Here is a 21,074-nt window from a genome sequence, read left to right on the forward strand (position 1 = left end):
TGAATCATCAGGGCTTTGAATATGGCGGAAGCGTAGAGATTCGAACTCTAGGATAGTTGCCCATCGACGGTTTTCAAGACCGTTGCCTTAAACCACTCGGCCACGCTTCCAGCTCGTTTGCGGCCGCCATAATACCGTAATGAAACAAGCTGTCAAACTCTCTGTGTCGCGGGTTGCAATGGCTCTGGTAGACTCCCAGCATCTGAACGTTCGAAACCACAGGTTTACCAAGGAGTGTCGCCATGCGCGAACAGGATTATGCCGTACATCACGGCCAGCAGGTCGAGCAGCAGGAGATCAGCAAGGTCCTGCGCAACACGTACAGTCTGCTGGCGCTCACCCTCGCCTTCAGCGGCGTCATGGCCTTCGTTGCCCAGCAAATGCGTGTCGGCTACCCGAACGTGTTCGTGGTGCTGATCGGCTTTTACGGGCTGTTTTTCCTGACCAACAAGCTGCGTGATTCGGCCTGGGGCCTCGTCTCCACCTTCGCCCTCACCGGCTTCATGGGCTTCATTCTCGGCCCAATCCTCAACCGCTACCTGGGCATGGCCGGTGGTGCCGAGGTTGTCAGTTCGGCATTTGCCATGACTGCCCTGGTGTTCGGTGGTCTGTCGGCTTACGTACTGATTACCCGCAAGGACATGAGCTTCCTCAGTGGCTTCATCACTGCCGGCTTCTTCGTGCTGCTGGGTGCGGTCGTGGCCAGCTTCTTCTTCCAGATCAGCGGCCTGCAACTGGCGATCAGCGCTGGCTTCGTGCTGTTCTCGTCGGTGTGCATCCTGTTCCAGACCAGCGCGATCATTCACGGTGGTGAGCGGAACTACATCATGGCCACCATCAGCCTGTATGTGTCGATCTACAACCTGTTCGTCAGCCTGCTCCAGCTGTTTGGCATCATGGGGCGTGATGACTGATTGTTGTAGGTTGTGAGAAAGCCCGCTTCGGCGGGCTTTTTTGTGGGTGTGGGAAAGGCATGCCGGTGGCCGTCTTTAGCATGAGTTAACCGGCGCGACAGTGCACATTCGCGGCAGGCGGTTTTTGACTGAAAGGTCAGGTAATTAGGCATAGGGTCGCCGATCATGTAGGCATCGTGCTTTGCTCTACCGCAATCTGCCTTCACCCCGTAGAATGCGCTCCTTTTTTCTTCAGGGGCAGCTTTCAGCCATGAGCACACATGAACACAGCCCAGCAGCATCGGCCCCCGCCAATGAGCTGGTGCTTGGCCTCGAGGACAAGCCTCGGCTGCTGATCGGGCTGCTGGCGGCGCTGCAACACCTGCTGGCGATCATCGTGCCGATCGTGACGCCCGGGCTGTTGATCTGCCAGGCGCTGGGGGTGTCCGCGCGGGATACCAACCTGATCGTCTCCATGTCGCTGGTAATCTCCGGTATCGCCACATTCGTGCAGTGCAAGCGCTTCGGGCCGTTTGGCGCCGGGTTGCTGATCGTGCAGGGCACCAGCTTCAACTTCGTGGGCCCGCTGATTGCCGGGGGTGCGCTGATGGTCAAGCAAGGCACGCCAGTCGAAGGTGTGATGGCCGCCATCTTTGGCGTGGTCATCGCTGGCTCGTTCGTCGAAATGGGCGTTTCGCGCATCCTGCCCTTCGTCAAACGCCTGATCACCCCGCTGGTCACCGGCATTGTCGTGCTGATGATCGGCCTGACGCTGATCAAGGTCGGCCTGATCAGTATGGGTGGCGGCTTCGGTGCCATGGCCAATGGCACCTTCGCCAATGGCGAGAACCTGCTGTTGTCGGGTGTGGTGCTGGCCATTATCGTGATCCTCAACCGTATTCCGGTGGTGTGGATGCGCAGCTGTGCCATCGTTATTGCCCTGGCGGTCGGCTATGCGCTGGCGGGCTATATGGGCCGCCTGGACTTCACCGGTATGCATGAGGCCGCGCTGTTTCAGGTACCGACGCCGCTGCACTTCGGCCTGAGCTTCTCGTGGGCGCTGTTCATTCCGATGCTGGTGATCTACCTGGTGACGTCGCTGGAAGCCATTGGTGACGTGACCGCCACCAGCAAGGTGTCGCGCCAGCCAGTCGAAGGCCCGGTATGGATGCAGCGGATCAAGGGTGGCGTGTTGGTCAACGGCGCCAACTCGCTGTTGGCGGGCTTGTTCAACACCTTCCCGAGTTCAATCTTTGCGCAGAATAACGGCGTGATTCAGCTAACCGGTATTGCCAGCCGCCATATCGGCATGTGGATTGCCGTAATGCTGGTGATATTGGGGCTGTTCCCCAGTGTTGCCGGGGTGATTCAGGCGGTGCCAGAGCCGGTGCTGGGGGGTGCGGCAATGGTCATGTTTGGCGCGGTTGCAGCGTCGGGCATCAATATTCTGGCCAGCACCCGCCTGGACCGGCGTGCGCTGCTGATCATTGCCGTGTCGTTGGCGCTGGGCCTGGGTGTGGCGCAGGTGCCGGAGTTCCTGGCGCATATGCCGGCGGCGGTGCGCAATGTGCTGGAGTCAGGGGTGGCGACCGGTGGCATCTGTGCCCTGGTGCTGAACTGGTTCCTGCCGGAGAGCAAGGAACAGGCTTGAGGCCTGTTCCCTTCTGACAGGGCCTTGCGCAATCCCTGTAGGAGCGGCCTTGTGTCGCGATGGGCTGCAAAGCAGCCCCAGCAATTTGTGCATCTGCGCTGAAGCCCCGGGCTGCTTTGCAGCCCATCGCGACACAAGGCCTCCTACAAAAGCCCGCGCCCGCATGCACAAGCGGGCGCGGGCTTTTTTGCTTTATCATGGCGGTATTCCTTTGCATGAGTTACCCATGAAATTCGCTATCGCGGTGTTCTCCCCGGCCCATGCGCCCTCCTCGCGGCGCGCCTTGCGCTATGCCGAGGCGGTGCTGGCCGGCGGGCATGAGATTGCCCGGCTGTTCTTCTATCAGGACGGGGTACACAGTGCCTCGGCCAACGTGGTCGCGCCCCAGGATGAAGTGGACGTGGCCGCGCAGTGGCGTGCCTTTATCGAGACCCACCAGCTGGATGCCGTGGTGTGCATCGCCGCCGCCTTGCGCCGTGGCGTGCTCGACGAGGCCGAGGCCAACCGCTATCAGCGCCCGGCCGTGAACCTGCCCAGGCCATGGGAGTTGTCCGGCCTGGGGCAACTGCACGAGGCCGCGCAAGTCGCCGACCGCCTTGTCTGCTTTGGAGGCGACTGAAATGGCCAAATCCTTGTTGATCATCAGCCGCCAGGCGCCGTGGAACGGCCCATCTGCCCGCGAGGCGCTGGACATCGCCCTGGCCGGTGGCGCGTTCGACCTGCCGCTGGGCATGCTGTTCCTCGACGATGGCGTGTTCCAGCTGGCGCCAAACCAGCAACCTGCCGCCGTGCAACATAAGAACCTGGCCGCCAACCTGCAGGCGTTGCCGATGTTCGGCGTCGAAGAACTGTTCGCCTGCAACCACAGCCTCACCCGCCGTGGCCTGGCCGCCGACAGCCTGGCACTGCCAGTGCAAGTGCTGGATGACGCGGCACTGACCGCACTGATCGCCCGTTTCGACCAGGTGGTAACGCTCTGATGACGACCCTGCACGTAATTGCCCACTCCCCGTTCGGCGACGAGCGCCTGGCCAGTTGCCTGCGCCTGCTTGGCGCGCACGACGCCCTGCTGCTGTGCGGCGATGCGGTGTACGCCCTGCGCAGCGGCAGCGAAGCGTACCGCCAGTTGCAAGCCGCCAGCCTGGCCCAGCGCCTGTTCGCCCTGGACGAAGACCTGCAAGCCCGCGCGGTCGGCAACGACCTGGCCAAGGCCGTGGACTACGCCGGGTTCGTCGAACTGTCGCTGCACTACGACAAGGTCAACAGCTGGCTATGAATACCCTCACCGTTGCCGATCAGGCGATCGCCCTGGACAAGGACGGCTTCCTGGTCGACCTCCAAGACTGGTCCCATGCAGCCGCCGAGGCCCTTGCCGAGCGCGAGGGCATTGCGCTGACCGCGGACCACTGGGAAATCCTCGAACTGCTGCGACAGTTCTACCAGGAGTACCAGCTGTCCCCGGCCACCCGCCCACTGATCAAGTACACCGCCCTGAAGCTAGGCCCTGACAAGGGCAATAGCCCGCACCTGAACCGCCTGTTCAATGGCACCCCCGCCAAACTTGCCGCCAAGCTGGCGGGCCTGCCCAAGCCGACCAATTGCATATGACCCTGCCACCCTTGAATCAAGCCCGCCCGCTGACCCTGGAAACTCCGGCCGAACACCCGTTCGCTGAATTCGTGCGCATTCTTGGCAAAGGCAAGCGCGGCGCGCGCGGCCTTACCCGCGAGGAAGCACGGGCTGCCATGACCCTGCTGCTGGAAGGCAAGGTCGAGGACACCCAGCTGGGCGCCTTCCTGATGCTGCTGCGGCACAAGGAAGAAAGCGCCGAAGAGCTGGCCGGCTTCACCGAAGCGCTACGCGACCACCTGCAGGCCCCGCGCATTGCCGTGGACCTGGACTGGCCAACCTACGCTGGCAAGAAGCGCCACTTGCCCTGGTACCTGCTGGCCGCCAAATGCCTGGCCGGCAATGGTATTCGCATCCTGATGCATGGCGGCGGTGCACACACAGCCGGGCGCCTGTATACCGAGCAACTGCTCGACCTGTTGCATATCCCCCTGTGCCGCGACTGGGCAGCGGTCGACACCGCGCTGGGCCAACATCAGCTGGCGTTTTTCCCCTTGCACGACTGGGCGCCGCAACTGCAGCGCATGATCGACCTGCGCAACACCCTGGGCCTGCGCTCGCCCATTCACTCCCTGGCGCGGGTGCTCAACCCGCTGGGCGCGCGGTGCGGCCTGCAAAGCATCTTCCACCCCGGTTACCAGGCGGTACACCGTGAGGCCAGCCGCCTGCTGGGCGACCATGCCGTGGTGATCAAGGGCGATGGCGGCGAGATCGAGGTCAACCCGGACGTCATCAGCCACCTCTACGGCACCACTGCCGGCGTAGCCTGGGATGAGGAATGGCCGGCGCTCAGCGAGCGCCGTCACGTCAAGCCCGCCACGCTGCAACCGGAGCATTTGCTCGCCTTCTGGCGTGGTGAAGTGCAAGACAGCTACGGCGAGAAAGCGCTGATCGCGACCATGGCCTTGGCACTGCGCGGCCTGGAGCAGACCCGGGAACAAGCCTTCACGAACGCGCAGGCCTATTGGGATAACCGTGATAGATCGATTTAGTCGATAATACCACGCCGATCTTTGCGCTATTTCTTCGAACGATCTGGCCTAGACTGGGCTCCAACGACAAACCCTTTGTTCCAGGAGCTCACCATGGGCCTTTTGATCGACGGCCGCTGGCATGATCAGTGGTATGAAAACGGCAAGGACGGCACCTTCAAACGCGAAAACGCCCAGCGCCGCCATTCGTTGCCCGCCCCCGAAGCCGGCCGTTACCACCTGTACGTGTCGCTGGCCTGCCCTTGGGCGCACCGCACGTTGATCTTCCGCGCCATCAAAGGCCTGGCGCCGTTGATCGACGTTTCGGTAGTGAGCTGGCTGATGCAAGACCATGGCTGGACCTTCGACCAGCAGCAAGGCTCCAGCGGCGATCACATCGATGCACTGCAGTACCTGCATCAGCGTTACACCCAGGACGACCCGCACTACACCGGCCGGGTGACAGTACCCGTGCTGTGGGACAAGAAAGAGAAACGCATCGTCAACAATGAGTCGGCTGAGATCATTCGCATTTTCAACAGCGCGTTCAACGCGTTGACCGGCAACACCCTCGACCTGTACCCAGCGCCGCTGCGCCCGGCCATCGAGGCGCTGAATGAACGTATCTATCCGGCGGTGAACAACGGCGTCTATCGCGCCGGCTTCGCGACTACGCAGGAGGCCTACGAGGCGGCGTTCGATGATGTGTTCAACGAACTGGATTACCTGGAAGAGCTGTTAGGCCGCAATCGCTACCTGGCGGGCGAATACCTGACTGAAGCCGATGTGCGCCTGTTCACCACGCTGGTGCGCTTCGACGCTGTGTATCACGGGCACTTCAAGTGCAACCTGCGCCGCCTCAGCGATTATCACAACCTGTCGAACTGGCTGCGTGAGCTGTACCAGTGGCCGGGGGTGGCGGGGACGGTGGATATGGAGCATATCCAGAAGCACTATTACATGAGCCACAAGACCATCAACCCGAACGGGATTGTGCCAAAGGGGCCGTTGCAGGATTTCAACCAGCCGCATGATCGGGAGCGGTTGGTGGGTAAAGGGATTTGGCAGGGTTGAGGCACTGGGGGCTGCTTTGCAGCCCATCGCGACACAAGGCCGCTCCTACAGGGGACCGCGCAGTGCCTAGTGTAAGAGCGGCCTTGTGTCGCGATGGGCCGCAAAGCGGCCCCGGCGGTTTCAGCTGTTCTGCGAACCTTCAAACCAGGCCAGCTTGTCGCGCAACTGCACCACTTCCCCAACAATCACCAGGGTCGGCGCATGCACTTCATGCTGGGCCACAAGCTCCGGCAAGTCCGCCAAGGTACCGGTGAACACCCGCTGGTTACGCGTAGTGCCCTGCTGCACCAGGGCCGCCGGGGTACTGGCCGCACGCCCATGGCGAATCAGCTCTGCGCAGATCGTAGGCAAGCCCACCAAACCCATGTAGAACACCAGGGTCTGCGACGGCGCTACCAGGTCGTTCCATGGCAGGTTGCTGGTACCATCCTTGAGGTGCCCGGTCACGAAGCGCACCGACTGGGCATGGTCGCGATGGGTCAATGGAATGCCGCCATAGGCGGAACAGCCACTGGCCGCCGTAATACCCGGAACCACCTGGAAGGGGATGCCATGCTCGGCCAGCTCTTCGATCTCTTCGCCACCGCGGCCAAAGATGAACGGGTCGCCGCCCTTCAGGCGCAGCACGCGCTTGCCTTGCTGGGCCAGGTCAACCAACAGGCGGTTGATCTGGTCCTGCGGTACGGCGTGGTCAGCGCGGCGCTTGCCAACGTAGATACGCTCGGCATCACGCCGGCACATATCGATGATCGCCGGGGCCACCAGGCGGTCATACAGCACCACATCGGCCTGCTGCATGAGGCGCAAGGCGCGGAAGGTGAGCAGGTCCGGGTCGCCCGGGCCCGCACCTACCAGGTAAACCTCGCCCCCCTGCTGCACCGGCGCGCCCTCCACCATCGCCTGCAACAGGCGTTCGGCTTCGGCGCCCTGCCCGGCCAGCTGGCGCTCGGCGATCGGGCCCTGGAACACGGTCTCCCAGAAGCCACGGCGCTGGTTCACATCCGGATACAAGGACTTGACCTTGTGCCGGAACCGCGCCGCCAGCCCGGCCAGCTCACCGTAGGCAGCCGGGATCCAGGCCTCCAGTTTGGCGCGAATCAGACGCGCCAGCACCGGAGCATCCCCGCCACTGGACACCGCAATCACCAACGGTGAACGGTCGACAATCGCCGGGAAGATCACCGTGCACAAGGCTGGCGCGTCCACCACGTTGACTGGCAGGCTGACGGCCTGCGCATCGGCCGATACCTGCGCGTTCAGCCCAGGGTCGTCAGTGGCGGCGATCACCAGCCGGCACCCGACCAGGTCGGCGGCCTGGTAGCCACGCACCAGCACCTCACCGCCACCTTCCCGGGCCAACGCAGCCAACTGGCCGTCGACGTCCGGCGCCACCACGCGCAGCACACTCCCGGCATCGGCCAGCAAGCGCGCCTTGCGCAAGGCGATCTCACCGCCGCCGACGACCAGTACACGGCCGCCCTGCAGCTTGTGGAACAGCGGCAGATAATCCATTTAGCGGATGACCTCGACGCCGCCCATGTAAGGCTTCAGCACTTCTGGCACGCGGATCGAGCCGTCGGCCTGCTGGTAGTTTTCCAGCACCGCCACCAAGGTACGGCCAACCGCCAGGCCGGACCCGTTGAGGGTGTGTACCAGTTCTGGCTTGCCGGTTTCCGGGTTACGCCAGCGGGCCTGCATGCGGCGCGCCTGGAAGTCGCCGCAGTTGGAGCACGAGCTGATTTCACGGTACTTGTCCTGGCTCGGCACCCACACTTCCAGGTCATAGGTTTTCACCGCGCCGAAGCCCATGTCGCCGGTGCACAGGGCCAGCACGCGGTACGGCAACTCCAGCAGCTGCAGCACGCGCTCGGCGTTGGCCGTCAGCCCTTCCAGGGCTTCCATCGATTTCGCCGGCTCGACCACCTGCACCATCTCGACCTTGTCGAACTGGTGCTGGCGGATCATGCCGCGGGTGTCCCGGCCGGAAGCGCCCGCTTCACTGCGGAAGCACGGGGTGTGGGCAACCAGCTTCAGCGGCAGTTGCTTGGCGTCCAGAATTGCGCCTGCCACCAGGTTGGTCAGCGACACCTCGGCAGTCGGGATCAGGTAGAAGTCAGCCTCGCCTTCGCGGGTGATCTTGAACAGGTCTTCTTCGAACTTCGGCAACTGGCCAGTGCCCTGCAGCGCTGGGGCCTGCACCAGGTACGGGGTGTAGTGTTCCTCGTAACCGTGCTCACCGGTGTGCAGGTTGATCATGAACTGCGCCAGGGCGCGGTGCAGGCGGGCAATCGGCCCGCGCAGCACGGCAAAGCGTGCGCCGGACAGCTTGGCAGCGGCCTCGAAGTCCAGGCCACCGCTGAGTTCACCCAGGGCAACGTGGTCCTTGATGTCGAAATCGAAGGTTTGCGGGGTGCCCCAACGGCGCACTTCAACGTTGTCGTCTTCGCTGGCACCGACCGGTACGCTGGCATCCGGCAAGTTGGGGATGGTCAGCAGAATGCCGTCCAGTTCGGCCTGGATCTCGTCCAGTTCGGCCTTGCCGGCCGCCAGCTCATTGGCCATGCGCTCGACATCGGCCATCAGTGGGGCGATGTCCTCGCCTTTGGCTTTGGCCTGGCCGATGGACTTGGAACGGGCGTTACGCTCGGCCTGCAGTTGCTCGGTACGGGTCTGCACCGCCTTGCGGCGTTCTTCCAGTGATTCGATGCGCGCGACATCCAGGCTGAAGCCACGGGAGGCCAGGCGATCCGCCACTTCCTGAAGTTGGCCGCGTAACAGTTTGGAATCGAGCATATCGTTCTCTCGTTATAGGTAGGTGTTGGTTCAGAAACGGGTCAGGGACAGGCCGGCCCAGGTCGCGAGCAGCCCGCCCACTACGCTGATACTGGTATAGCCCAAGGCCAGCGGTACTTGCCCGCTTTCCATCAGGCGCACGGTGTCGAGCGAAAAAGAGGAAAAAGTCGTAAGGCCACCAAGGAAGCCGACGATCAAGCCGGCGCGCAACTCGACCGGCGCCAGTGGCTTGTGCAGGAACAAGCCGTAAAGCAGGCCGATCAGCAGGCAGCCAACCAGGTTGACCGCCAGCGTACCGGCATAGAAGTGCCGTGGCCAGTGGGCGGTGACCCAATTGGCGGTGGCAAAGCGCAGCAACGTACCGGCGACGCCCCCGGCACTTACGGCAGCGATCAAGGCAATCATGGTTTTCTCCGCTGACGGGGGCTGTTGCGGTCCAGGTCGGCCAGGTGGCGCAGCTTCTCGCCGATTTTCAGTTCCAGGCCGCGCGGCACCGGCTGGTAGTACTGGCGTGGCTCGAGTGCATCGGGGAAGTAGTCCTCACCGGCCGCATAGGCGTCGGGCTCGTCATGGGCGTAGCGGTACTCGTCGCCGTAACCCAGTTGCTTCATGAGCTTGGTGGGCGCATTGCGCAAGTGCAGTGGCACTTCCAGCGAGCCATGCTCGGCGGCTTCGCGCAGGGCGGTCTTGAAGCCCATGTACACCGCGTTGCTCTTCGGCGCACAGGCGAGGTAGGTAATGGCCTGGGCCACCGCCAGCTCGCCTTCGGGGCTGCCCAGGCGCTCTTGTACATCCCAGGCGGCCAGGCACAAGCCGAGTGCCCGCGGGTCGGCGTTGCCAATGTCTTCGCTGGCCATGCGCACCACACGGCGGGCGATGTACAGCGGGTCGCAGCCGCCGTCGAGCATGCGCGCGAACCAGTACAGCGCGCCGTCCGGGTTGGAACCGCGTACCGATTTGTGCAGCGCGGAAATCTGGTCGTAGAAGGCTTCGCCGCCCTTGTCGAAACGGCGACGGCTGTCGCCCAACAGGCTCTGCAGCATCTCGACGTCGATTTCACTGCCGTCTTCGGCCAGGTCCGAGGCATTTTCGAGAAAATTGAGCATGCGCCGGCCATCGCCGTCTGCGGCGGCCATCAGCATCTTGAAGGCATCGTCGCCCACCCGCAGGTTGCGCTTGCCCAAGCCACGCTCCTCGGTGAGGGCGCGGTCGACCAGCTTGCGCAACGCCGCCTCGTCCAGGCTCTTGAGCACGTACACCCGCGCCCGCGACAACAGTGCGTTGTTAAGCTCGAACGAGGGGTTTTCGGTGGTGGCGCCAATGAACAGCAGGGTGCCGTCTTCCACGTAGGGCAAGAAGGCATCCTGCTGCGACTTGTTGAAGCGGTGCACCTCGTCGACGAAGAGAATGGTGCGGCGGCCGTATTGCCCTGCCTGCTGCTTGGCAACCTCCACCGCCTGGCGAATTTCCTTCACCCCGGCCAGTACCGCCGACACGGTTTCGAAATGCGCATCACAGAACTGCGCCAGCAGCCGCGCCAGGGTGGTTTTGCCTACCCCTGGCGGGCCCCAGAAGATCATCGAGTGCAGCGCGCCTTGCTCCAATGCCTCGCGCAGCGGTTTGCCGCGCGCCAGCAGGTGCTCCTGGCCTACGTACTCGTCCAGGTTGGACGGGCGCAGGCGGGCCGCCAGAGGCTGGGCGACAGGTTCGCTTCGAAACAGGTCCATGGCGAGCTCTGGTTACTCCTTGATCACGTCCGCGCCTTTGGGAATGTCGAACTTGAACCTGCTGTCCGGCACCGCCTGGTTGGCCTTGACGCCATTGAACAGGATGTTGGTGCGCTGGCCGACGCTGTCGATCAGCTGCATGTCATTGATCAGGCCCTTGCGGAACGACACGCGCAGCGAGTCGAACAAGGTGTCCTTGGTTTTCGGCTTGAGGGTGAAGTCCATGACTTCGCCCTGCTCCTTCGAGGTGATGTCGAAACTCTGGCTGATTTTCGATACATCACCCGACAGCAGCAGCGCCGGGGTCTGGTTCAGGCGCACGTCGAGCTTCTTGATGGTGGCCTGTTCCAGGTCCGGGTCCCACAGGGTGACGTTCTTGCCGTCCGACACCACCACTTGCTCCTGCGGTGCGTCGGTATGCCAGTAGAACAGGCCCGGACGCTTGACGGTCATCTTGCCCGAGGTTTCCTGCAGGCTGGTGCCATCGGCGCCCAAGGTCAGCTGGGAGAAATTGGCCTCGATGGTCTGTGACTTTTCCAGCAACTGGGTCAGGCGTTGCACATCCTGCTCACCGGCATAAGCGGTAACCGAGCCCAGGGTCAGGGCAGAAACCAACAGCATGCGAATCGCGCGCATGGGAATCCTCATTGAGCATTGAAAGGGCCGGGCACCAACACTGGCGCCCGGCAGGGTGTTCATCAGTCGCGCGGGCCGCCTGGGGCAATTACTTCCCGCGAGCCGTTGCTGTTCATCGGGGTAACGACGCCGGCCATTTCCATCGACTCGATCATGCGGGCGGCACGGTTGTAGCCGATCTTCAGTTTGCGCTGTACCGCAGAAATGGAAGCACGACGGCTCTCGAGCACGAACTGCACCGCTTCATCATACAGCGCATCGGTTTCGGCATCGTCGCCATCACCGCCACCGCCGCCGCCGTCGAAGCCGCTGCCGGCTTCTTCCACGCCATTGAGAATGTCGTCGTTGTAGTCTGGGGCGCCGCGCAGCTTCCACGCCTCGACCGTGCGGTGCACCTCGTCGTCGGAAACGAACGCGCCATGCACCCGGATCGGCAGGCTGGTGCCCGGCGGCATGTACAGCATGTCACCGTGGCCCAGCAGTTGTTCGGCACCGCCCTGGTCGATGATGGTCCGCGAGTCGATCTTGCTCGACACCTGGAAGGCCATGCGGGTCGGGATGTTGGCCTTGATCAGACCGGTGATCACGTCCACCGAGGGGCGCTGGGTGGCGAGGATAAGGTGAATGCCCGCCGCACGCGCTTTCTGCGCGATACGGGCGATCAGTTCTTCGACCTTCTTGCCGACAATCATCATCATGTCGGCGAATTCGTCGACCACCACCACGATGGTCGGCAGGGTTTTCAGCGCCGGCGGCTCGTCGTCCATGCTTTCGCGGCGGTACAGCGGGTCGTGGATGATTTCCCCGGCTTCCTGGGCATCCTTGATCTTGCGGTTGAAGCCGGCCAGGTTACGTACACCCATGGCCGCCATCAGCTTGTAGCGGCGCTCCATCTCGGCCACGCACCAGCGCAGGGCGTTGGCGGCGTCCTTCATGTCGGTGACCACCGGGCACAACAGGTGCGGAATGCCTTCGTAGATCGACAGCTCGAGCATTTTCGGGTCGATCATGATCAGCCGCGCGTCTTCCGGGCTGGACTTGAACAGGATCGACAGGATCATCGCGTTGACCCCCACCGACTTACCGGAACCCGTGGTACCGGCCACCAACAGGTGGGGCATCTTGGCCAGGTCGGTAATCACCGGCTTGCCGCCAATGTCGTGGCCCAGGGCCAGGGTGACAGGGGACTTCTGCTCATCGTACTGCGGCGTGGCCAGCACTTCGGAGAAACGCACCATCTGGCGGTTTTCGTTGGGGATCTCGATACCCACGGTGGTCTTGCCGGGGATGACCTCGACCACACGCACGCTGGTCACCGCCAGCGACCGCGCCAGGTCCTTGGCCAGGTTGGCGATACGGCTGACCTTGACGCCAGCGGCAGGCTGGATTTCGTAACGGGTGATCACCGGGCCTGGGTGGATGGAGTCCACCGAGACCTCAACGCCGAACTCCTTGAGCTTGATTTCCAGCAGCTGACCGACACCGGCCAGGGATTCTGGCGAGTACTCGATCTTCTTCTGCTCGGCCGGGTCGAGGATGGAAATAGACGGCAGCGTGCCCTCCACGGCGCTGTCGATGAACAGCGGCGTCTGCTTCTCTTTCATCACCCGCTTGCTCGGCTCTGGCGCCTTGTCTACGGCCGGGGGCACGATGGTTGGCGTGGACGACGGCACACGGGCAAGGCTTGGCTCGCGGGGCGGGACCACCGGCTCGCGGGCCAGGGCCGGTTCGCGGACCGGGGCAACGGGCTCGCGCCCGAGGGTCGGCTCGCGGGGCTCGACCACCGCCGCCGGCGCCTCTTCGCGCTTGAAGATGCGCTCACGCAGCGCCGGTTTGGCGGGTTCGCGTTTCTCGGCGACCGTTGGCGCGGCCTTCACCACGGGCTCATCCTCGCGCAACTGCGCTTCAAGGCGCTTGCGTTCGTTGCGGGCTTCCCACCAGCGATTGGCGGCGCCCTGCACCAGTTCGAACAGGTCGAGGGTGATCTTGCCCGTCAGGTCCATCACCTTGAACCATGACAGGTCGGTGAACACGGTCAGGCCGAACAGGAACAGGGCAATGAACATCAGCGTACTGCCCTGCACGTTCAGCAGGTTGCGCGCCAGGTCGCCAAGGCTCTCGCCCAGGGCGCCGCCGGCAGAAAATGGCAAGCTCGCAGGCGAATGGAAGTGGATATGCGCCAGCGCCGCCCCCGACAACACCAGGAACACCAGGCCGATCAGCCGCCAGGAAAACAGCCAGCCGCTCCAGTCCCAGGGCTGATGGCGCTGGCGGAAGATCTGCCAGGTTTTCACCGCCAGCAGCAGCGGGAAGATATAGGCGAAGTAACCCAACACCATGAACAGGATGTCGGCAAAGTAGGCACCGGCACGCCCGGCGGCGTTCTGCACCTGGTCGACGGTGGCGGTGTGGCTGAAGCCCGGATCCGAAGTGTCGTAGGTCAGCAGCGCCATCCACAGGTACAGGCACAGAGCGCCAACGGCGATCAACGCACCTTCCTTGAGGCGATAATGCAGCTGCTGCCGCCACAGGGGCACGGGCAAGGGAGCTGGGGTTGCGGTGGATTTCTTCAAAACACGTCTATTCCTGCGCGTGTTGCGCGTCCAATAGTGCTCGGCCGGCAGTGCGACCAATGAACCACTACTTTTAACATTACTGCCCGCCCACTGCCATGACGGCGCGCCATATGGCGCTCAAGCGGGGGCGACTCTCACATGCCTGCAATTTGAGCACGCATTTTCTTTCGTGACAAAGGCTTATGCTGTGTTTTTGCACAGGTATGACAGCAAATGTAGCGGATGGTGCCTGTGGTTTCATCAATGTGCAGGAAATTGCCCGAATTCCGCGGCCGTGCCGGCCCTGGCCGCCGCTGCCGGCGCTCAGCCATTGACCCTGCCGGGCGCGCACGCCATGCTGCCCGCTCCCCTCCCCCACCGCACGATAGACCATGCTCACCTGGCTGACCCGCGACTCGCTGACCTTCCCGCCCCTGGAAAAGGCCCTGCACGAACCCAACGGCCTGCTCGCCGCCGGCGGCGACCTGAGCCCCGAACGGCTGGTGCAGGCCTACCGCCATGGCTGCTTCCCCTGGTACCAGGACGGCCAGCCGATCCTGTGGTGGTCACCCGACCCGCGCACGGTGTTGCTGCCCGACCAGCTTCACGTATCGCGCTCGCTGGCCAAGCTGATGCGCCAGGGGCGCTACCAGGTCAGTTTCGACAGCGACTTCCCGGCGGTCATCGACGCCTGCGCCGCCCCCCGCGATTACGCCGACGGCACCTGGATCACCGATACCATGCGCAACGCCTACTGCGAACTGCACCGTCGCGGCATTGCCCACTCGGTCGAAGTACGCCAGCACGGCGAACTGGTCGGCGGCCTGTACGGCCTGGCCATGGGCCAGTTGTTCTTCGGCGAATCGATGTTCAGCCGCGCCGACAACGCCTCCAAGGTCGGTTTCGTGACCCTGGTCGAGCACCTGCGCCAGGCCGGCTTCGTACTGATCGATTGCCAGATGCCCACCAACCACCTGCACAGCCTCGGCGCCCATGCCATCAGCCGCGCCGAGTTCGCCCGCTACCTGGCCCGCCACCTCGACCAGCCCAACAGCGCGACCTGGGTGGTTGCCTAGGCGGTTTTCCCTGGCTGGCTTACACTTAGAACAAAGTCTCACCGAGGGGTTGATCATGACAGAGTTGGCGCGGTTGAAGTTCTATGCCACTCAACCCCACTCCTGCAGTTACCTGCCCGACGAGCAGGCAACCACGCTGTTCCTCGACCCCAGCCAGCCGATGGACGTGAACGTCTATGCCGACTTGTCGGACATGGGTTTTCGCCGCAGTGGCGACCACTTGTATCGCCCCCACTGCCAGAACTGCAACGCCTGCGTACCGGCGCGCATTCCCGCGGCCCGCTTCATTCCCAACCGCCAGCAGCGGCGCATTCTCAAGCGCAATGCCGACCTCACCGTGAGCGCAGCGCGCCCGGCGTTCAAGGAAGAGTACTTCGAGCTGTACCGGCGTTATATCGAAACCCGCCATGCCGACGGTGACATGTACCCACCCAGCCGCGACCAGTTTTCCACCTTCCTGGTGCGGGACCTGCCCTTCTGCTGGTTCTACGAATTTCGCCTGGCCGGCCGGCTGATGGCAGTGGCCGTGTGCGACGTGCTGCCCAATGGCCTGTCAGCGGTCTACACCTTCTACGAGCCCGACGAAGAGCGCCGCAGCCTGGGCCGTTTCGCCATTCTCTGGCAGATCGGCGAAGCCCTGCGCAAGGATCTGGAGGCGGTGTACCTGGGCTACTGGATCAAGAACTGCAAGAAGATGAACTACAAGACACAGTATCGGCCCATCGAATTGTTGATAAACCAGCGCTGGGTCACCCTCAACTGAAAGCATTGGCTTGACACACAGTTTTCCGGCATAATCCACGCCACTTTTTTGCCCGGTGCGGATATGCGTCGGGCCAACACTGGACACCGAGGGCTCAACTGCATGTCGAAAGAAGACAGCTTCGAAATGGAAGGTACTGTCGTCGACACCCTGCCCAACACCATGTTCCGCGTGGAGTTGGAAAACGGGCACGTCGTAACCGCGCACATCTCCGGAAAGATGCGCAAAAACTACATCCGTATTCTCACTGGCGACAAGGTCCGCGTCGAGCTGACGCCTTATGACCTGAGCAAGGGCCGCATCACCTACCGTGCGCGCTAAGCTCCAGCCATGAAAAAGCCCGGCCAAGTGCCGGGCTTTTTCATGGCTTCAAGTTTGTAAGGGGCTGCGTGGCAGCCCCATGTATCACGCTACTTCAGCCGTGGTCTCGAAGTCGAACACCAACTCGCCATCGCGCAAGTCGACGTGCACCACACCGCCATGCTCGGCCAACTCACCGAACAGGATCTCCTCGGCCAACGGCCGCTTGATCTTGTCCTGAATCAACCGCGCCATCGGCCGCGCGCCCATCTGCGCGTCATACCCCGAGGCCGCCAGCCAGCCGCGGGCCTCGTCGCTGACCTCAAGCAGCACGCGCTTGTCTTCGAGTTGCGCCTGCAGTTCGATAAGGAACTTGTCGACGATGCTCTTGATGGTTTCGGTGCTCAGGCGGCCAAACTGGATGATGGTATCCAGGCGGTTGCGGAACTCTGGCGTAAAGCTCTTGCGGATCACTTCCATCGCATCGGACGCATGGTCCTGATGGGTGAAGCCGATCGAGGCCCGCGACGCGGTTTCCGCGCCGGCGTTGGTGGTCATGATCAGGATCACGTTACGGAAGTCGGCCTTGCGCCCGTTGTTGTCGGTAAGGGTACCGTGGTCCATCACCTGCAGCAGCAGGTTGAAGACTTCCGGGTGCGCCTTCTCGATTTCGTCGAGCAGCAACACGCAGTGCGGCTGCTTGGTAATCGCCTCGGTCAGCAGACCACCCTGGTCGAACCCGACATAGCCGGGCGGTGCACCGATCAAGCGCGAAACGGTATGGCGCTCCATGTACTCGGACATATCGAAGCGCACCAGCTCCACACCCAGCGCCTTGGCCAATTGCCGGGCCGCTTCGGTCTTGCCGACGCCGGTAGGGCCGGCAAACAGGAACGAACCCACTGGCTTGTCAGGTGCCTTGAGGCCGGCACGCGACAGCTTGATGGCCGTGGACAGCGAATCGATGGCCTGGCCCTGACCGAAGACGGTCAGCTTCAGGTCGCGCTCCAGGTTACGCAGCAGTTCCTTGTCGGAGCTGCTGACATGCTTCGGGGGAATTCGCGCAATCTTGGCGACGATATCCTCCACCTGCGGCACGTCGATGCGCTTGACGCGGCTGGCTTCCGGCTGCAGGCGCTGGTAGGCGCCAGCCTCGTCGATCACGTCGATGGCCTTGTCCGGCATGTGCCGGTCATTGATGTAGCGCGAGGCCAGCTCGGCGGCGGCGCGCAGGGCTTCGTCGCTGTACTCGATATTGTGGTGGCTTTCGAACCGCCCTTTCAGGCCACGCAGGATGCCCACGGTGTCTTCAACCGAGGGTTCGCTGACGTCTACCTTCTGGAAGCGCCGCGCCAAGGCACGGTCCTTCTCGAAGATGCCACGAAATTCCTGGAAGGTCGTGGAGCCGATGCAGCGGATTTCACCCGAAGACAACAGCGGCTTGAGCAGGTTGGACGCATCCATTACCCCACCCGACGCCGCACCGGCACCGATGATGGTGTGGATCTCATCGATGAACAGAATGGCCTGAGGCCGCTTGCGCAGCTCGCCAAGCAGCGCCTTGAAGCGCTTCTCGAAGTCGCCGCGGTACTTGGTACCGGCCAGCAGCGCGCCCAGGTCGAGCGAGTACACCACGCTCTGTGCCAGCAGGTCAGGCACCTGGCCATCGACAATACGCTTGGCCAGCCCTTCGGCAATCGCCGTTTTGCCCACCCCGGCCTCACCCACCAGCAGCGGGTTGTTCTTGCGGCGGCGGGCAAGGATCTGCGCAACGCGCTCCACTTCCTGCTCGCGGCCAACCAGCGGGTCGATGCGGCCAGCACGCGCCAGCTCGTTGAGGTTGCTGGCATAGGCGTCCAGCGGGTTGCTGGAAGAAGAGGTTTCACCACCCTCTTCGTCCTGCATGTCCTGGTCGCTCTCGGATTGCGAGCCATGCCCCGGCACCTTGGAGATGCCATGGGCGATGTAGTTGACCACATCGATGCGGGCCACGCTTTGCTGCTTGAGCAGGAACACGGCCTGGCTTTCCTGTTCGCTGAAGATCGCCACCAGTACGTTGGCGCCGGTCACTTCACGCTTGCCAGAGCTTTGTACGTGGAACACGGCGCGTTGCAGCACACGCTGGAAGCCCAGGGTTGGCTGGGTTTCCCTGTCTTCATCGTTGACAGGAATCAGCGGCGTGGTCGAATCGATGAACTCTTGCAGGTCGTGCTTGAGCTTGTCGAGATTGGCGCCACAGGCGCGCAGAACGGTCGCGGCAGCCTCATTGTCCAGGAGTGCCAGCAGCAGATGTTCGACGGTCATGAATTCATGACGCTTCGAACGGGCCTCCTTGAAGGCAAGATTGAGGGTGACTTCGAGCTCGCGGTTTAACATAGCTTCACCTCATACCCAAGTGGTCGGCGATTAACCGTCCTTCTCGATTTCACAGAGTAGCGGATGCTGGCTTTCCCTGGCGTATTGGTTGACCTGCATAGCCTTCGTTTCGGCGATGTCACGGGTAAACAATCCGCACACTGCCCGCCCCTCGGTATGGACGGTCAGCATGATCTTGGTCGCCAGCTCGCGGTTCAGACTGAAGAACGTCTCGAGCACTTCGACGACGAAATCCATCGGTGTGTAGTCATCGTTGAACAAAACCACCTTGTACATCGGTGGCGCCTGCAGGATCGGCTTGGCTTCCTGAACCGCCAGACCGGAGCCATCGTCCTCATTCGATTGAGGACGATCCTGATTGAATGTTAGTCGAATCTGGCTGTGTGCATGCATGGAAAGAATTTCATCACATCGACAGGTTAAGGTTGTGGGTTGACCCTGCGAACGGCCATTGGTGCAGCCGCTGCATGACCTTGACTATCGGCAAAACGGTGTTACAACCAATAGGAACCCACCGTGGTCGATAAAGATCCGCGCAGTCAACCAGATTTTTTCGCAAGGTTCGTATGCGGATGAAGTGGATGATACTCCAGTGATGGAGTCCTTTGCAGAGGGACATAGGGATGGCAAGCGGTAAAGTCAAGTGGTTCAACAATGCCAAGGGCTATGGATTCGTCAATGAAGAGGGCAAGAACGACGACTTGTTCGCTCATTATTCAGCCATCCAGATGGACGGGTACAAGACGCTCAAGGCCGGCCAAGCCGTGACCTTCGATGTCATCCAAGGCCCGAAAGGTTTACATGCCGTCAACATCAGAAGTGCATCCACGGCTGCGCCCGCGCCGGCCAGTGCACAGCCCGTGGGCAGCACGGCCGGCGCCTGACCGACTGCCCTGCCAGCGGTAAACGATAAGAAAGGCCGCTTCTTTACCAGAAGCGGCCGTTTCACATTCGCTTACATATGTTTGATCATGGCATCGCCGAAGCCCGAACTTCCCACCAGCGTGGCACCGTCCATCAGGCGCTCGAAGTCGTAAGTCACGGTCTTGGCCGCAATCGCGCCATTGGTGCCTTTGATGATCAGGTCGGCGGCCTCGGTCCAGCCCATGTGGCGCAGCATCATTTCTGCCGAAAGAATCACCGAACCCGGGTTGACCTTGTCCTGCCCGGCATACTTGGGCGCCGTGCCGTGGGTAGCCTCGAACATGGCCACGGTGTCGGACAGGTTGGCCCCCGGGGCGATACCGATGCCGCCCACCTCCGCCGCCAGGGCGTCAGACAAATAGTCGCCATTGAGGTTGAGCGTGGCGATAACATCGTACTCGGCCGGGCGTAGCAGGATCTGCTGGAGCATGGCGTCGGCAATCGCGTCCTTGACGATGACTTCGCGGCCGGTCTTGGGGTTGTTGAACTTCATCCACGGCCCGCCGTCGAGCAACTCGGCACCGAACTCGTCACGCGCCACTTCGTAGCCCCAGTCCTTGAAGGCACCTTCGGTGAACTTCATGATGTTGCCCTTGTGCACCAGCGTCAGCGACTCGCGGTCGTTATCCACCACATATTGCAGGGCTTTGCGTACCAGACGCTTGGTCCCTTCGCGGGAAACCGGCTTGATACCAATGCCGCAGTCCTGGTCGAAACGGATCTTGGTAACGCCCATTTCCTCCTTGAGGAACTTGATCACCTTGTCTGCTTCCGGCGAACCGGCCTTCCATTCGATGCCGGCATAGATGTCTTCGGAGTTTTCCCGGAAGATCACCATGTCGACATCCCCCGGTTTTTTCACCGGGCTTGGCACGCCCTGGAACCACAGCACAGGGCGCAGGCACACATACAGGTCCAGCTGCTGGCGCAAAGCCACGTTCAGCGAACGGATGCCGCCACCCACCGGGGTAGTCAGCGGGCCCTTGATCGACACCACATACTCACGCACGGCGTCGAGGGTTTCCTGCGGCAGCCAGGTGTCCTGGTCGTAGACCTGGGTGGCCTTTTCGCCGGCGTACACCTCCATCCAGGCGATCTTGCGCTTGCCGCCATAGGCTTTCTGCACAGCGGCATCGACCACCTTGATCATCACCGGTGAGACGTCAACGCCGATCCCGTCGCCTTCGATGTAGGGAATGATCGGCTGGTCGGGCACGTTGAGCGAATGGTCTGCATTGACGGTGATCTTGGCGCCGTCGGTCGGAACCTTGATTTTCTGGTATGCCATGCTTGCACTACTCCGCTATCGGGTGTGGGTTGGACATCAAGCGTAGCAATGAGCCTAAACCACATCTGCCGACCTGCAAGCTGACGGCGGGGGCGCGGGCGCGCCCGCGCAGAACACCTCGCCAGCACTGCGGCATTACGCCACATTGCCCCTCAGTCTTTGGTCTTATAAATGGGCCGATATCACTTGGCCTTGCTGATTAGGCCAAATGGTTTGGTATACTCCGCCGCGACCGTTGGGTCATCGGGGCGAATCCCAGGAAAATGCGGACCGCCCTGGGCCGTGATCGGCCGAAAAGCCGGGCCTTTTCCGCCTGGCTGCCAAAGCCTGGGCTGTTACCGCAGTTCAGCACTTGACGCTCGACTGATGCATCCACCATCACCGCTCGCAGCTTCTCGACTTTCCGCTCATGGCTTGC

At 62.4% G+C, this 21,074-nt stretch carries 21 protein-coding genes and 1 tRNA gene; 12 read left to right on the top strand and 10 right to left on the bottom strand.

All coding sequences use genetic code 11. From position 1 onward, the window contains the following. Window positions 1–22 precede the first annotated feature (22 nt). Window positions 23–110: transfer RNA gene (locus tag QME24_RS06100), tRNA-Ser, on the bottom strand. A 132-nt stretch (window positions 111–242) separates the two neighbouring features. Between QME24_RS06100 and QME24_RS06105 the strand changes: the two genes are divergently transcribed. The 8 genes from QME24_RS06105 (at window position 243) to QME24_RS06140 (ending at window position 6,218) form a co-directional block, all read left to right on the top strand. Further along, complete coding sequence (locus tag QME24_RS06105) at window positions 243–914, top strand: Bax inhibitor-1/YccA family protein (protein ID WP_003251184.1); 672 nt, start codon at window positions 243–245, stop codon at window positions 912–914. 250 nt (window positions 915–1,164) lie between these two features. Further along, the gene (locus tag QME24_RS06110) at window positions 1,165–2,544 is read left to right on the top strand and encodes a uracil-xanthine permease family protein (RefSeq protein ID WP_054881911.1); all 1,380 of its coding nucleotides are present in this window, start codon (window positions 1,165–1,167) and stop codon (window positions 2,542–2,544) included. A 226-nt stretch (window positions 2,545–2,770) separates the two neighbouring features. Then, the gene (tusD, locus tag QME24_RS06115; protein WP_029887839.1) at window positions 2,771–3,163 is read left to right on the top strand and encodes a sulfurtransferase complex subunit TusD; all 393 of its coding nucleotides are present in this window, start codon (window positions 2,771–2,773) and stop codon (window positions 3,161–3,163) included. Window position 3,164: 1 nt separating this feature from the next. Continuing rightward, entirely contained in the window at window positions 3,165–3,524 is a 360-nt protein-coding gene (gene tusC / locus QME24_RS06120) for a sulfurtransferase complex subunit TusC (RefSeq protein ID WP_009682095.1), read from the top strand. Further along, window positions 3,524–3,820, top strand: coding sequence for a sulfurtransferase complex subunit TusB (gene tusB, locus QME24_RS06125; RefSeq protein WP_029887837.1), 297 nt, complete (start codon window positions 3,524–3,526; stop codon window positions 3,818–3,820). Before tusC ends, tusB begins: the two co-directional genes overlap by 1 nt. Beyond that, window positions 3,817–4,152, top strand: coding sequence for a TusE/DsrC/DsvC family sulfur relay protein (locus QME24_RS06130; RefSeq protein WP_029887836.1), 336 nt, complete (start codon window positions 3,817–3,819; stop codon window positions 4,150–4,152). Before tusB ends, QME24_RS06130 begins: the two co-directional genes overlap by 4 nt. A gap of 11 nt (window positions 4,153–4,163) precedes the next feature. Next, window positions 4,164–5,165, top strand: coding sequence for a glycosyl transferase family protein (locus QME24_RS06135; RefSeq protein ID WP_054904248.1), 1,002 nt, complete (start codon window positions 4,164–4,166; stop codon window positions 5,163–5,165). 93 nt (window positions 5,166–5,258) lie between these two features. Continuing rightward, window positions 5,259–6,218, top strand: a complete 960-nt coding sequence (locus QME24_RS06140) for a glutathione S-transferase family protein (RefSeq protein WP_280091826.1) — start codon at window positions 5,259–5,261, stop codon at window positions 6,216–6,218. A 120-nt stretch (window positions 6,219–6,338) separates the two neighbouring features. Here the strand turns inward: QME24_RS06140 and cysG are convergent, their stop codons facing one another. The 6 genes from cysG to QME24_RS06170 form a co-directional block, all read right to left on the bottom strand. Further along, complete coding sequence (gene cysG / locus QME24_RS06145; RefSeq protein WP_009683104.1) at window positions 6,339–7,730, bottom strand: siroheme synthase CysG; 1,392 nt, start codon at window positions 7,728–7,730, stop codon at window positions 6,339–6,341. Further along, entirely contained in the window at window positions 7,731–9,011 is a 1,281-nt protein-coding gene (gene serS, locus QME24_RS06150) for a serine--tRNA ligase (RefSeq protein WP_009683105.1), read from the bottom strand. Window positions 9,012–9,041: 30 nt separating this feature from the next. After that, complete coding sequence (gene crcB, locus QME24_RS06155) at window positions 9,042–9,416, bottom strand: fluoride efflux transporter CrcB (RefSeq protein WP_009683106.1); 375 nt, start codon at window positions 9,414–9,416, stop codon at window positions 9,042–9,044. Beyond that, window positions 9,413–10,738 (bottom strand): replication-associated recombination protein A, encoded by a 1,326-nt coding sequence (locus tag QME24_RS06160; protein ID WP_054904213.1) that lies wholly within the window; start codon window positions 10,736–10,738, stop codon window positions 9,413–9,415. The genes crcB and QME24_RS06160 overlap by 4 nt, the downstream gene beginning before the upstream one ends. Before the next feature lie 12 nt (window positions 10,739–10,750). Then, entirely contained in the window at window positions 10,751–11,374 is a 624-nt protein-coding gene (gene lolA / locus QME24_RS06165) for an outer membrane lipoprotein chaperone LolA (protein WP_009683108.1), read from the bottom strand. 62 nt (window positions 11,375–11,436) lie between these two features. Then, on the bottom strand, window positions 11,437–13,947 hold the full coding sequence (locus tag QME24_RS06170; protein WP_166524967.1) for a DNA translocase FtsK: 2,511 nt from the start codon (window positions 13,945–13,947) through the stop codon (window positions 11,437–11,439). 374 nt (window positions 13,948–14,321) lie between these two features. Between QME24_RS06170 and aat the strand changes: the two genes are divergently transcribed. The 3 genes from aat to infA all read left to right on the top strand — a co-directional run bounded on the left by aat (window position 14,322) and on the right by infA (window position 16,089). Further along, a complete protein-coding gene (gene aat / locus QME24_RS06175) occupies window positions 14,322–15,005 on the top strand; it encodes a leucyl/phenylalanyl-tRNA--protein transferase (RefSeq protein ID WP_054881605.1) in 684 nt (227 codons plus the stop codon). Window positions 15,006–15,060: 55 nt separating this feature from the next. Continuing rightward, window positions 15,061–15,768: an arginyltransferase gene (locus QME24_RS06180; RefSeq protein WP_054904215.1), complete on the top strand. Its 708-nt coding sequence runs from the start codon at window positions 15,061–15,063 to the stop codon at window positions 15,766–15,768. 102 nt (window positions 15,769–15,870) lie between these two features. Further along, window positions 15,871–16,089 carry a translation initiation factor IF-1 gene (infA, locus tag QME24_RS06185; RefSeq protein ID WP_002553999.1) on the top strand — a complete coding sequence of 73 codons (219 nt, stop codon included), beginning with the start codon at window positions 15,871–15,873 and terminating at the stop codon, window positions 16,087–16,089. 84 nt (window positions 16,090–16,173) lie between these two features. On the opposite strand, the gene clpA is transcribed toward infA, so the two are convergent. Next, entirely contained in the window at window positions 16,174–18,444 is a 2,271-nt protein-coding gene (gene clpA / locus QME24_RS06190; RefSeq protein WP_280091815.1) for an ATP-dependent Clp protease ATP-binding subunit ClpA, read from the bottom strand. A 30-nt stretch (window positions 18,445–18,474) separates the two neighbouring features. Beyond that, window positions 18,475–18,837 (bottom strand): ATP-dependent Clp protease adapter ClpS, encoded by a 363-nt coding sequence (gene clpS, locus QME24_RS06195; RefSeq protein WP_009683116.1) that lies wholly within the window; start codon window positions 18,835–18,837, stop codon window positions 18,475–18,477. A gap of 230 nt (window positions 18,838–19,067) precedes the next feature. Between clpS and cspD the strand changes: the two genes are divergently transcribed. Further along, entirely contained in the window at window positions 19,068–19,328 is a 261-nt protein-coding gene (gene cspD, locus QME24_RS06200; protein WP_280091814.1) for a cold shock domain-containing protein CspD, read from the top strand. Window positions 19,329–19,399: 71 nt separating this feature from the next. Here cspD and icd read toward each other — a convergent pair whose 3' ends face one another. Beyond that, on the bottom strand, window positions 19,400–20,656 hold the full coding sequence (gene icd / locus QME24_RS06205) for an NADP-dependent isocitrate dehydrogenase (protein WP_054904217.1): 1,257 nt from the start codon (window positions 20,654–20,656) through the stop codon (window positions 19,400–19,402). Window positions 20,657–21,074: the final 418 nt, after the last annotated feature.

Origin of the sequence: Pseudomonas sp. PARCl1 (genome assembly GCF_947311875.1) — a bacterium.
Classification (GTDB): Bacteria; Pseudomonadota; Gammaproteobacteria; order Pseudomonadales; family Pseudomonadaceae; genus Aquipseudomonas; species Aquipseudomonas juntendi.